This window comes from Ensifer sp. YR511 (assembly GCF_900103045.1).
GTDB classification, from domain to species: Bacteria; Pseudomonadota; Alphaproteobacteria; order Rhizobiales; family Rhizobiaceae; genus Ensifer; species Ensifer adhaerens.
The window spans coordinates 211,859-223,815 of the sequence record NZ_FNGR01000010.1 but is presented as its reverse complement, the minus strand read 5'-3'; the positions used below and the strand labels follow the sequence as shown (position 1 = coordinate 223,815).

Sequence of the window (11,957 nt, the reverse complement as noted above, 5' to 3'; positions counted from 1 at the left end):
GATCGGCAAAAAAAGGCCGGTCAGAACAAAACCGAACCCAAGGAAAGCCGCCAACTCAAGGCGTTCTGCCCCTTGCGTTCTTTCATTGGAGAAAGCCATGATCCGTATCGATGACAGGCTCTATGACGAGGCCTATTTCAGCACCAGATCGGCCGAACTCGCAGCCGAGATCGGGCTTGGCGCACAGGACACCGGCCGCTACGCCGTCTGCTTCCCGGAGACGGTCGATTGGCTGGCTCTGTTCTTTGCCATCCGCAAGGCGGGCGCGAGCGTGCTGCCGATCCATCCGGGCACACCCTATCCGGCCGCGCGCAAGCTCGCGATCGGCGCCGGCTGCGACCGGCTGTTCTACAACAGCCTGACGGCCGAAGTTCTCGAACCATCCGACCTGCTTTCGGCTGAGGGCACGCTGTTGCAGATGAGCTCCGGAACGACGGGCGCGCCGAAATGCGTGGCGCGCAACTGGACGGAAATCGATGCCGAGATCGAAAGCTATGTCGCCACCTTCCGCGAACCGGGGGACATGACGCCGGTCGTCGCCTGCCCGACCACCCATTCCTACGGCCTGATCTGCGGCATCCTGGTGGCGCTGAGGCGTGGGCAGACGCCGGTCATCGTCAACACCGCGAACCCGAAATATCTCCTGAAGGTCCTGCGCGAGATCGAACGGCCGCTGCTCTATTCCTCGCCGGCGATCCTGCACACGCTGGCGCGGCTGACGCCCGCGGGCGAACAGATCCATGCGACGATGACGTCGGGCACGCTGCTTCCCGATCCGTGGTTTGCCGACATTCGCACCAAGAGCCGGTTCATGTTCCAGCAATATGGCTGCTCGGAATCCGGCTGCATCGCCATCAATCCGGATGTGACTTCCGCCGGTGACATGGGCTTCGTCCTGCCGCATCTGATCGCCGCCACCGGCAACAGCGCCGAGGACGCGGGTGAGATCGTCGTTAGCAACGGCGACGGCGCGCCGATCCACACGCGTGACCTCGGCTACCGGCGCGCCGACGGCATGCTGGTCTTCGTTTCCCGCCTGGACGACATGATCAACGTCTCCGGCCTCAACGTCTATCCGAAGGACGTGGAGGATGCCGTCATGGCGATGCCGGCGGTCACCGACGCCGTGGCCTTCCGCAAGGCCGATCGTTTTGCCGGCGAGCGCGTGGCGCTGCTCTTTAGCGCCGAGGCGCCGGTGGCGCCGCAGGCCGTGCGCGAATGGTGCAGCCGACACCTCGCATCTCACCAGCTGCCGATGGAAATCATGCAGATCGATGCAGTTCCGCGCCAGGCGAACGGCAAAATCAGCCGCCGCGATGTCGCGGCCCGTCATCTGGCAGGCGAATTCAACAAACCGATTGCGGGAGCCGCATCATGACCGAAAGCGAAGTTCTGGCGGCGATCGAGGCCGTCCTGACCGACAAAATGGCGCATGGACATATGGACGGCTTCGGCCTCGATGCCCGTCTCAACGAAGATCTCTATCTCGACTCCGTGCTGATCCTCGAAATCTTCCTCAATCTCGAGCTCGAATACGGGTTGTCGGTGCCGGAAGAGGCGATCGCAAAACGGGAGATCGAAACGGTCGCCGATCTCGTCGCGCTCTATGTGCCGAAGCCGACCGCCGCCATCGTGCCCGCCTTTCCGCTCACCGGCGGGACGACCGACGAGGGGGTGCACGGCGAGGCCTATTACGACATCAAGGTCCATTGCTTCGTCAGTTGCGTCTCGGACGGCCTGAAGCGAAACGGGCTCGATCAGCGGCCGTTCTATTTCGGTGTCTGGGACGCGAAGTTCGCGGTCAGCGAGCGTTTCGAGCTTCTCTATCATGCGCCCAATATCACCCAGGAATTCTTCCGTGGCTGGTTCGAGCGGCTTTACGGCGTTTCCGTCGTCGAGTGGTACGATCCGCAGCGCACCAAGCTCGACAACCTCGCAGTGCTGCTCGGGCTGATGAAACAGCGCGGCGAAACCGGCTCGGTCATGGTCATGCTCGACATGTTCCACCTGCCGGAGCGGGAGAACAAGTTCAACCAGAACCCCTTCCCGCACTATCTGATGCTGCAGGAAACGGCCGATCCCGACACATGGTTCGTGCACGATCCCGACTATCGCTGGGAGGGCGAGATTGCCCGCGAGAAGGTCGTTCACGCCATCATGCAGCCGACTGTCGGCGGCGGTTATGTCTTCGACAATGCCGAGGCGCGCGCGCCGTTTGCCGAAGATCTGAGGGCCTATTTCGAGGCCTGCTTCGTCCGGGACCGCAATCCGCTGGTCGATGCCGTCAGAGCGATCGTCGCCGCGCATCTCGACGGGACGAACGGTGTCGCACTCACTGATCTCGGCGCCGCGGTGCGGGAACTGCCTGTTATCACCATCCGAAAATACGCCTATGAGCACGGCTTTGCCTTCTACTGGCGGGTGCTGAAGTTGCCGGCCGCCGAGTTCGAGGGCTGGTGCGGGGAGATCGAGGCGCTGGTTCAGTCGCTGAAGACGCTGCACTACGCCTGCATGAAGCTCGCCCAGACAGGCGATCGCTCGCTGTTGGGCGCCGTCATCGAGCGTCTCGACGAAGCCGACCGGCTGGAGACGAAGCTGAAGGTCAAGCTCGCAGAGGTCTTCGATCTCTGGTGCGATCTTGCCATCCCCCAGGAAATCCGTCCCTTGAAGAGAATTGCGCGATGAGAGTTTCGCTCTGCACCATCACTTTCCGCCACCATCTGATCTCGCTCGACGAGATCGCCGCCTGGGCCGAGGCCAACGACTTCCAGGGTATCGAACTCTGGGGCGCGCATGCGCGCAACCTCTCGCCGCGCGCGGATCGCAACGCCGAATGGCTCGACGGCTACGGCCTCTCGGTGCCGATGATCAGCGATTACCTGCCGCTCGACGGCGACGTGGAAGCGCTGCGGCACAAGGCGGTCGAGCTTTGCCGACTGGCGCGCCGGTGGCGCACCCGCAAGATCCGCACCTTCGCGGGAAGCCGTGGCAGCCTTGACGTCAGCGCTGACGAGCGGCGGGAGATTGTCGAGCGCCTGAAGGAGATCTGCACCATTACCGCAAGCTACGGCATCCAGCTGCTTGTCGAAACGCATCCGAAGACGCTCGCCGACACGGCGGCCTCGACGATGCGGCTCATCGAAGAGGTGGACCATCCCTCCTTCGCCATCAATTTCGACACGCTGCATGTTTGGGAAGGCGGCGACGACCCGGTCGCCGTGCACCGTGCGATGAAACCGCACATTCGCCACTACCACCTGAAGAACATCGTCGGCCGGGCAGAACTTTCCGTCTTCGAGCCGGCCAATGTCTATGCCGCGGCCGGCAGCCGGCGCGGGATGACGCCGCTCTTCGAAGGGGTTGTGGACTACGAACGGTTCCTGACGGAGATCGCCGATGAGCCGTCGGTCGACGCGTCGCTTGAATGGTTCGGCAACGATTGTTTCGAGACCCTGCGTCGCGATCGCAGGCAGGTCCGCGAGGCGGTTGACGGGACCGAGCCGAACCGCCGGGCCGCCGGCCAATAGGCGTTACGCATCATGATGGCCCGGAGGTCTGCGCGCCGGCTCGTGTCGGCTCGGGGCCTATTGTGTCTGAAGCCTGTAGATCTCGGTCTCTTCGCTTCGGCCGGCCAGACAATGTTTGCCGAGCTGGGCGAGATCGGAGCGATCGTCATCAGCCACCAGACCGAAGGTTTCGCCGCTCAGGAGGATCATTACCTCTTCACTTGGCGCGATCGATTTGCCGAGCTGCTCCAGCCGGTTGCAGGCGTTCACCGTGTCGCCGACGATCGTATAGGCCGACCGACCGGTCATGCCGATATTGCCGGCAACGACCGACCCGGAATGGATGCCGATGCGCACCCTGAGGGGCGGCAGGCCCTTTAGGCGTCGCTCGGCGTTGTCGCTGGCGATCGATTTGGCGATCGCCCGCGCTGCCCGGATTGCCCGATCTGCATGGTCCATTTGCGCGTCGGGTGCGCCCCAGAAGGCCATGACGCAATCACCGATGAACTTGTCGATGGTGCCGCCTTCGCTTTCGATGCAGTGGCCGAGCAGGTCGAAGTGGCTGTTGAGCAGTGCCGCCACGTCGCCGGCGCTGGTCTTTTCTGCCGTCGCGGTGAAATCGACCACATCGGTGAACATGATGGTGACGGTGCGCTGGGTGGATGCCAGGTCCTCACGACCGATCAAGTGGCGCACGAGCTTCTTCGGCACATAGGTCTCAAGCCAGCGCAGCCCAGTCAGCATCGTGTTGTAGGCCTTAGCCTGCTCATCGAGTTCGGTGAAGAGGCTGCCGGGAAGCGGCCGCAGAGCGGCAAAATCGAGCATGCCGACGGCACGGACCTCACGCGCCATGCTGGTGACCGGGCGAACGATCAGGCGACCGACAACCCACGCGATGACGATCGCGACGAACAGCACCGCGAGGCCGGCAATGCCGGCCCGCAGCAGGTCCCACACCGGCTTCTCGACCGCTTCGATCGGAACCTCGACACCGATAATGAGCGGAGAGGGAGCGTAGCCGCGGATCTCGCGCGTCAGGACGACCCGTCCGTCGTCCCCGAGCTTGACCGCGCGTATCTCCATGTCCGAATCGTCGAAGGTCTCGGCCGGTTCTTTCCACAGTGCGGCGAGAAAAGGGTCGCCCAGTTCGTCGAGCTTCGGCAACCGATGCTCCGCCGAGAGAAGCGGGTGGCCCGCAGCCATCAAAGGATGGGCAAGCACCTGATCGCGGCCGTAGAGAACGAAGGGGGTTGTCCCGGGGTTCGTGACGGCAATCTGGCGCAGGAAGTCGGACATGGTGTCGACCGTGATCGTGGCGCGGAAGACGCCCGCAAATTTGCCGTTGAGGTTCGCCGGCTGCTGCAGGTTCGTAACCGACGTGCGGATCGCCGGATCCGGCACGAAATAGACAGGTCCCCAGTGCGCCGTGCCGCTGCGTTGCGCTTCCTCGATCTCCGAACGCTCGTTGTCACTCGTGACCTTGTCGGTAAAGAAGAAGACACCCTTCGGACCTTGCGTTACGCCGTAGATATCGCCGTTGGGTCTGACGAAAGACAGCACACGAACTTGCGGGGTCGCTGCCAGAGCGCCGGTCATCACGCGCTCGAACTCCACCGGATCGGTCGGGTCGAGACGGCCGGCGCCGACCTCTCGCGCCAGAAAGGCGAGCTGATCCTCTACGGGAGAAAATCGGCTGCCGATTTGCGTCTGGACCGCCTCCAGGCCGAGATGCGCCGATTGCACGAGCAGATCGCGGGTCGTTCCGACCGACATGAACCAGACGACGGAGAGGATGACGGCCGCGGTCAGCGCGACCAGGGCTGCCATCACGATCGCCAGCGTGCGCGACAGGGAAATGGTTCGGTTTCGTGTGCCGGCCTCAGCCGCCGTGGTCGTCTGCACCAGCATGCCTCATGTTGCAGCAGGTGCTCGCCATTCGCGCGGCCCCGCAAGGAATGCACCCTCTTCTAGCTGTTTTGGGCTTTTTTCCAAGCGTGCAGCGACCTTTCCCGTTCTGCGTCAATCTGTCCCTTGCAGCCGCCGGCTGATCGGCTCGAACTCGGGGGTCGCCTTGCGCGGAGTCGTGTCACGCTCGTTGGCCTCCATCTGCTGCCAGTATTTCCAGCCGACCTTTTTCGCGCCGAGCTCGTAGTCCATGCCGTCCCAGGCATCCTCGCGGAAACTGTAGAAGGCCCAGTGCAGATCGTCCTTGTGGAGCGCGGTCAGCACGTCCTCGAGGTAGGTCTTGCAGCCGGACCACAGGCGCATGCAGCCGAACTCGCCGGCAACCAGCCGATTGAGCGGCACGCCCTTGTCTTTTGCCCATCGCACCGGCTCTGCGAGATAGGCATCGACCCGCGCCCGGTCCCACGTCTCCTCGCCGTCGCCGAAGGGCACTTTGCCGGGATAGACGTAGGGCTTGTCGCGCTTCATGTTCGGTGCGCTCGTTGCGGCATAGGGTTCGTACATGTGGAAGCTGTAGAGCACTTTCTGGTCCGTCAACGCGGCTGGCCAATAGGAAAAGGCGTCGGCAGCCGCATACCAGCCGGCATCCGCCATGATGGGCGTTGCCGGGTCGACCGCCCGGATGGCGGCGATCACCGTCTCGTAGAAGGCCCTGAGGTCCGAGGCGCTGCCCGCCTGGTCGCCGTACCAGGCTTGCATCGTCTTTCGGTCGGCATGTTCGGCAAGGCCGTTCCTCTTTTCAGGCGCCGGCTCGTTGACGATGTTGTAGGCGGCGACCGCGGGATGATCCTTCAGCGCGCGGGCCAGATCCTGCCAGAAGGCTGCTGCCTGGCCCCACCAGATCTTGTCCTGCCAGAGACGGCCGTCGAACCGGTTGCCGTTGTTCTGCGCCCAGCGCATGCCGGGCAGCGACAGCGGCGCGATGACGACCTTGAGGCCCGCCTTGTCGGCCCGGTCGAGGGTCTCCTTCAGCGTCTTGAGGTCTGCCGCCGGTATGCCTTCGTATTTGTCGGCGTCGCCGATCAGATAGTCGCGCTTGGCCGGCTCCCACTTGTCGTAGGACAGGCGCACCCAGGTGGCGCCGTAGCCGGCCAAGGCCCTGAAATAGGCGTCGTCCGGGGGCAGCCGGTTGAAGCTGTTGCCGCCATGCTGCGGCTTGTCCCAGAAGGTGATGAGATCGGCGGCACTGGCGGAGCCCGCAAGGCTGCAAGCGAGGAGGGCGGAGGCAATCAGGCGCATTCGGTCGGTCCTTCTGGAGTTCTTGGCCTTCGCGGCTCTTGGTTTGGCGCGGCCAACCTACCGGCGGATCGTTTCGCTGAAGTTCCCTGGGAAACAGCGTCAGGGTTCAAAGCGAGTTTGCGAAACCCATTGGCGGTGACTGATGCCGAGCGGTTTCGTTCTTCGCGAGAAAAAGGCCTCGCAGCGGATCAGTGATCCGCTGCGAGGCCCGCTTGCCTGGATATCTTCGCGATCAGTCGGAAAGCGCTGTCGCCGCCTTCTCGATCAGTTCGGCGACGGCGGCCGGCTGGGACAGAAAGACCGCATGACTTGCCTTGACCTCGACCGTATCGCTGCCGGCACGCTTGGCCATCGTCCGCATCAAGTCCGGATGAATGGCCCGGTCTTCGGTCGCAATCAGCGCCCAGCTCTTCTTGCCCTTCCAGGCCGGTGCCGTGATCTTCGTCTCGAAGGCAGATTTTGCCGGGAAGACCTGGGAATGAGCCATGAAACGGGCTTCTACCTCGGGAACGTCGGCGGCGAAGTCCGCGGCGAAGACTTCCGGATCGAGATAGAGATATCCGTCGTCCGTTGCCGCGATGCCCTTGGTTGCAGCCGGCTTCCTGGCTGCCAGGTCAAGCAGAGTTTCGCCAGCATCCGGCTGAAAGGCTGCGACATAGACGAGGCCGGCGACGTTTTCGGAAGTCCCGGCTTCGGTGACGATCATGCCGCCATAGCTGTGGCCAACCAGGACCGATGGGCCGTCCTGAAGGTCGAGGATGCGTTTGGTTGCGGCGACATCGTCGCCAAGCGAGGTCATCGGCGGTTGGACGACCGTGACGGTGAAGCCTTTGGTGGTCAAAAGGTCGAAGACCTTGCGCCAGCTCGAGCCGTCGGCGAGTGCGCCGTGCACGATGACGACATTCTTGACGGGTTCGGCCAGGGCATGCCCAAGCGGGGCCGCCGCCAAAGCCAGGAGTGTGGCAGCCAGGATTCTCATCTTTCGCATTCTTAGGTTTCCTTTCCTTGAGAGCGGAGTGATTGTTCCCCGACAAGCGGCGCCTTCTTCGGGTGACGCTTCTGGATTTTGAGAGGCGCACGCATGCTCTGGCCGCGGGGTCCGCGGCGCATGATGGTGCGTCTTCGATAGTTCGGACGGCTATTGCTGAACTATGGGAAGAGGAGAGCCGCTTGTCCGGCAGCGGTTCGCCGGCCTGCCGTCAGCGCCATTGCGGATGCCGCGAGCGCGTTGCGGTCGAGCCGGAAGTGGCGGTAGAGATCGCCGATCGTGCCGGTCTGGCCGAAATGTTCCACGCCGTGCGCGATGGTGCGGTGGCCGGCGACGGCACCGAGCCACGAGAGCGCTGCCGGATGACCATCGAGCACGGTGACGATCGCGCAGTGGCCGGGCAGCGGATCGAGCAGCCGCTCGATATGGCTTTTCGCACGGGGGTTGCCACGGGCGCGTTCGCGCTGGGCGGCCGTCCAACCGGCATTGAGACGGTCAGCCGAGGTGACGGCGAGCACGCCAATGTCGCGGCGGACCTCGCCTATAAGTCCGGCAGCGGCAATCGCCTCGTCGGCCACCGCACCCTGGTAGGCAATGACGACATCGCAGTTTGGCCCTGGCTTGCGCAGCCAATAGGCGCCGTCGATTGAACCCTGGCCAAAATCATCGTCGACGCGCTTCAGCGGCTGTTCGAGCGGCTTGGTGGTGAGCCTCAGATAGACGGAGCCGCCGGTCTCGTCGCGCAGCCAGGTGCGCTCGTCCGGATCGTTGTCGCCATCGCGCTGCATGTAGTCGAAGGCCCATTCCATGATGACGGCGAGTTCGTCTGCAAAGGCTGGTTCGAACGCTGCCAGTCCGTCCTGGCTGATCCCGATCAGCGGCGTGCCGATCGACTGGTGCGCGCCGCCTTCGGGCGCCAGCGTCACGCCCGAGGGCGTGCCGACGATCATGAAGCGGGCGTCCTGGTAGCAGGCATAGTTGAGCGCATCGAGGCCGCGGCAGACGAAGGGGTCATAGACAGTGCCGATCGGGATCAGCCTTTTCCCGAAGAGCGAATGGCTGAGGCCGGCGGCGCCGAGCAATAGGAACAGATTCATCTCGGCGATGCCGAGTTCCACATGCTGGCCCTCCGGCGTGAACTCCCACTTTGCCGTCGATGGAATGCGGTGCTCGATGAAGGCGTCGGCGAGCGGCTGGCGGGCAAAGAGCTTGCGCCGGTTGACCCAGGCGCCAAGACTGGTGGTGCCGGTGACATCGGGCGACGTCGTGAGGATGCGTTCGGCCAGGTCCGACTTGCCCTTGGCGAGATCGCCGAGGATCTTGCCGAAGGCCATCTGCGTCGACACCTCGCGCTGGGTCTCAAACGCGATCGGCGGCACCTCGAGTCGGTGCTCGGCGTGGCGGCGTATGCCTTCGGCAAAGAAAGGGACCGCGGCGAGGAACGCCTGGAGCGCTTGACGATCCGCCACTCCGGCGAAAGGCTCCCATTCCTCGCCGCGCCCGACACCCATATGCGCCTGCCATTCGGCGAACTGGGTCGTCGTCATCAGGCCACCGTGATTGTCCTTGTGGCCGGCAATCGGCGTGCTCCAGCCCTTGATGGTATAGGCAAGGAAGCAGGTCGGCCGATCATGGTCGATCGCTGCGAAGGTTTCGGCCATCGTCTCGACGCAGTTGCCACCGAGGTTCTCCATCAGCGCTGAAAGCTCGGCATCGCTGCGCCGGTCGATGAGCGCCGAGACGTCACCCTGGTCGCCAAGATCGTCGGCAAGCCGTTTGCGCCAGACGGCACCGCCCATGAAAGTCAGCGCCGCATAGTCCTGATTGGAGCAACCGTCGATCCAGTCGCGCAGCTTCTCGCCGCCCGGTTCGGCAAAGGCCGCGCGCTGTAGCACGCCATATTTCACCCGCACCACGTCCCAGCCGAAGGCGTCGAAGATTTTCTCGACGCGCTCGAACAGGCCCTCGCGCACGATCCCGTCGAGCGACTGCCTGTTATAGTCGATGATCCACCAGCAGTTCCTGAGGGCGTTCTTCCAGCCCTCCTGCAGCGTCTCGTAGACGTTGCCTTCGTCAAGCTCGGCATCGCCGACGAGCGCGACCATGCGGCCGATCTTGCCCTCGCCCCATTGTTTGGCACGGACGAAATCCTGGACGATCGAGGCGAGCGCGGTGATGCCGACGCCGAGACCGACGGAGCCGGTCGAAAAATCGACATCGTCGACATCCTTGGTCCGGCTCGGATAGCTCTGCGCCCCGCCAAAGCCGCGGAAGTTCTCAAGTTTCTCGCGCGTCTGTCGGCCCATCAGATAGTGCATCGCGTGGAAGACCGGCGCCGCATGCGGCTTGACGGCAACACGATCCTCCGGCCTGAGCGCCGAGAAATAGAGCGCGGTCATGATCGAGACGACCGAGGCGCAACTGGCCTGATGCCCCCCAGTCTTGATGCCGTCGACCTTCGGCCGGATGTGGTTGGCGTGATGGATCATCCAGTGGGAGAGCCAGAGCAGGCGCTTTTCAATGGTCTTCAGATGGGTCGTGTCGGTCATCGCCAGGTTCCGATGGAGAAGGACGTAAGGTGACAGTCTAGGCCAAGGACTCAGCCGTCCTTGTAGTAGTAGCTGTAGCCGTTGAGCGCCGGTGCGCCGCCGAGGTGGGCGTAGAGAACGCGAGACCCCTCCGGGAAGAATCCCTTGCGGGTAAGGTCGATCATCCCCTGCATGGATTTGCCCTCATAGACAGGGTCGGTAATCATCGCTTCGGTGCGAGCCGCGAGCCGGATCGCCTCGTTGGTTTCCTCTGATGGTACGCCATAGGCGGGATAGGCGTAATCGGGATTGATCACGATCTCGTCTTCGCGGATCGCCCTGCCGAGGCGAACCAGTTCGGCCGTCGAGTCGACGATCTTTCGAACCTGGGAGCGGGTCTGCTCGAGCGTGCCCGATGCGTCGATGCCGATCACCCGATTGGCGCGGTCCTGTGCGGCAAAGCCGACGATCATGCCGCCCTGGGTGGAGCCGGTGACGACGCAGACGACGATGTAGTCGAAGGTGAAGCCGAGCTCCTTTTCCTGTGCCGCCACCTCTTCGGCAAAGCCGACGTAGCCGAGTGCGCCATACTTGTGCACCGAGGCGCCGGCCGGGATCGGGTAGGGCTTGCCGCCGGCATCCTTAACCGACTGGATCGCATCTTCCCAGCTCTTCCGAATACCGATGTCGAAACCGTCGTCGACGAGTCGACTGTCCGCCCCCATCAGCCGTGTCATCAGGATGTTGCCGACGCGGTCATAGACCGCATCATAGTGCGGCACCCATTTTTCCTGGATGACGACGCATTTCATGCCGATCTTGGCAGCAGTGGCGGCGACCATGCGGGTGTGGTTCGACTGCACGCCGCCGATCGAGACCAGCGTATCGGCGCCCGAAGCGATTGCGTCGGGCACGATATACTCAAGCTTCCGGAGCTTGTTGCCGCCCGTGGCGAGGCCGGAATTGCAGTCGTCGCGTTTGGCGTAAATCGCGACCTTTCCGCCGAGCGCCGCCGTCAGTCGCGGCAGATGCTCGATCGGCGTCGGGCCGAAGGTGAGGGGGTAGCGTTCGAACTTCTCAAGCAGTGACATGATCCAGGCCTCCGTGTGAAAATTGTAGGAGAAGGATAGGCGAAGTCTCGTGAAAGGTGCTCTCTAAATTGCTGTCAAAATTTCGCTGGATAGAATACAGTTCCGATCAAGTTTTGATTTTCTTCAATAAACGGGATAGATAATGAAAGATTCTTCCGATGATGATTTTGACCGGATCGATCTCAAGATCCTGCGTGCCCTGCAATCCGAAGGACGGCTGACCAACGCCGACCTTGCCGAGCGGGTAAACGTCAGTCCGGCGACCTGTCATCGGCGAACACAGAGGTTGTTCGAAGAGGGTCATATCACCGGTGTGAGGGCGGAGGTCGCGCCGGCAGCGGTCGGTCTCGGAGCGTTGGTGATGGTCGGCGTTGTGCTCGATCGTTCGACGCCCGAGAGCTTTGCGGCCTTCGAGGGCGCGGTGCTGGAGATGAAGGAAGTGCTCGACTGCAATCTCGTTGCTGGCGACTTCGACTATCTTTTGAAAATCCGGGTCCGAGACATGGCGGACTTCAACAAACTGCACGGTCAGAAGCTGATTGCGCTACCGGGGGTACGCCAGACGCGCACCTTCTTTGTGATGAAGGAAGTCAAGGAGAACGCCCGGCTGCCGTTCTGACGGTCGTCGAACGATTGGCCT

At 63.1% G+C, this 11,957-nt stretch carries 9 protein-coding genes; 4 read left to right on the top strand and 5 right to left on the bottom strand.

What is annotated here, in order from left to right; all coding sequences use genetic code 11:
• Positions 1 to 97: 97 nt before the first annotated feature.
• The 3 genes from BLU15_RS19105 to BLU15_RS19095 are packed head-to-tail and all read left to right on the top strand — an operon-like array spanning position 98 to position 3,527.
• Positions 98 to 1,378, top strand: a complete 1,281-nt coding sequence (locus tag BLU15_RS19105; RefSeq protein ID WP_090297140.1) for an AMP-binding protein — start codon at positions 98 to 100, stop codon at positions 1,376 to 1,378.
• Complete coding sequence (locus tag BLU15_RS19100) at positions 1,375 to 2,685, top strand: DUF6005 family protein (RefSeq protein ID WP_090297137.1); 1,311 nt, start codon at positions 1,375 to 1,377, stop codon at positions 2,683 to 2,685. Before BLU15_RS19105 ends, BLU15_RS19100 begins: the two co-directional genes overlap by 4 nt.
• Positions 2,682 to 3,527 carry a sugar phosphate isomerase/epimerase family protein gene (locus BLU15_RS19095; protein ID WP_060529013.1) on the top strand — a complete coding sequence of 282 codons (846 nt, stop codon included), beginning with the start codon at positions 2,682 to 2,684 and terminating at the stop codon, positions 3,525 to 3,527. Before BLU15_RS19100 ends, BLU15_RS19095 begins: the two co-directional genes overlap by 4 nt.
• Before the next feature lie 57 nt (positions 3,528 to 3,584).
• Here BLU15_RS19095 and BLU15_RS19090 read toward each other — a convergent pair whose 3' ends face one another.
• The 5 genes from BLU15_RS19090 to BLU15_RS19070 form a co-directional block, all read right to left on the bottom strand.
• Positions 3,585 to 5,408, bottom strand: a complete 1,824-nt coding sequence (locus BLU15_RS19090) for an adenylate/guanylate cyclase domain-containing protein (protein WP_162766018.1) — start codon at positions 5,406 to 5,408, stop codon at positions 3,585 to 3,587.
• 117 nt (positions 5,409 to 5,525) lie between these two features.
• Positions 5,526 to 6,710, bottom strand: coding sequence for a glycoside hydrolase family 5 protein (locus BLU15_RS19085; RefSeq protein ID WP_090297133.1), 1,185 nt, complete (start codon positions 6,708 to 6,710; stop codon positions 5,526 to 5,528).
• A 232-nt stretch (positions 6,711 to 6,942) separates the two neighbouring features.
• Positions 6,943 to 7,698 (bottom strand): alpha/beta fold hydrolase, encoded by a 756-nt coding sequence (locus BLU15_RS19080; RefSeq protein WP_060517720.1) that lies wholly within the window; start codon positions 7,696 to 7,698, stop codon positions 6,943 to 6,945.
• Positions 7,699 to 7,859: 161 nt separating this feature from the next.
• The gene (locus tag BLU15_RS19075; protein WP_090297130.1) at positions 7,860 to 10,247 is read right to left on the bottom strand and encodes a 1-deoxy-D-xylulose-5-phosphate synthase N-terminal domain-containing protein; all 2,388 of its coding nucleotides are present in this window, start codon (positions 10,245 to 10,247) and stop codon (positions 7,860 to 7,862) included.
• Positions 10,248 to 10,297: 50 nt separating this feature from the next.
• Positions 10,298 to 11,317 carry a 1-aminocyclopropane-1-carboxylate deaminase gene (locus BLU15_RS19070; protein WP_034787590.1) on the bottom strand — a complete coding sequence of 340 codons (1,020 nt, stop codon included), beginning with the start codon at positions 11,315 to 11,317 and terminating at the stop codon, positions 10,298 to 10,300.
• 142 nt (positions 11,318 to 11,459) lie between these two features.
• Here BLU15_RS19070 and BLU15_RS19065 point away from each other — a divergent pair, with 142 nt between their 5' ends.
• A complete protein-coding gene (locus BLU15_RS19065; RefSeq protein WP_034787587.1) occupies positions 11,460 to 11,936 on the top strand; it encodes an Lrp/AsnC family transcriptional regulator in 477 nt (158 codons plus the stop codon).
• Positions 11,937 to 11,957: the final 21 nt, after the last annotated feature.

Excerpts from the sequence above, each read along its gene's own strand:
- BLU15_RS19105 (WP_090297140.1), top strand. The coding sequence starts at position 98 with ATGATCCGTATCGATGACAGGCTCTATGACGAGGCCTATTTCAGCACC.
- BLU15_RS19100 (WP_090297137.1), top strand. The coding sequence starts at position 1,375 with ATGACCGAAAGCGAAGTTCTGGCGGCGATCGAGGCCGTCCTGACCGAC.
- BLU15_RS19095 (WP_060529013.1), top strand. The coding sequence starts at position 2,682 with ATGAGAGTTTCGCTCTGCACCATCACTTTCCGCCACCATCTGATCTCG.
- BLU15_RS19085 (WP_090297133.1), bottom strand. The coding sequence starts at position 6,710 with ATGCGCCTGATTGCCTCCGCCCTCCTCGCTTGCAGCCTTGCGGGCTCC.
- BLU15_RS19080 (WP_060517720.1), bottom strand. The coding sequence starts at position 7,698 with ATGCGAAAGATGAGAATCCTGGCTGCCACACTCCTGGCTTTGGCGGCG.
- BLU15_RS19075 (WP_090297130.1), bottom strand. The coding sequence starts at position 10,247 with ATGACCGACACGACCCATCTGAAGACCATTGAAAAGCGCCTGCTCTGG.
- BLU15_RS19070 (WP_034787590.1), bottom strand. The coding sequence starts at position 11,317 with ATGTCACTGCTTGAGAAGTTCGAACGCTACCCCCTCACCTTCGGCCCG.
- BLU15_RS19065 (WP_034787587.1), top strand. The coding sequence starts at position 11,460 with ATGAAAGATTCTTCCGATGATGATTTTGACCGGATCGATCTCAAGATC.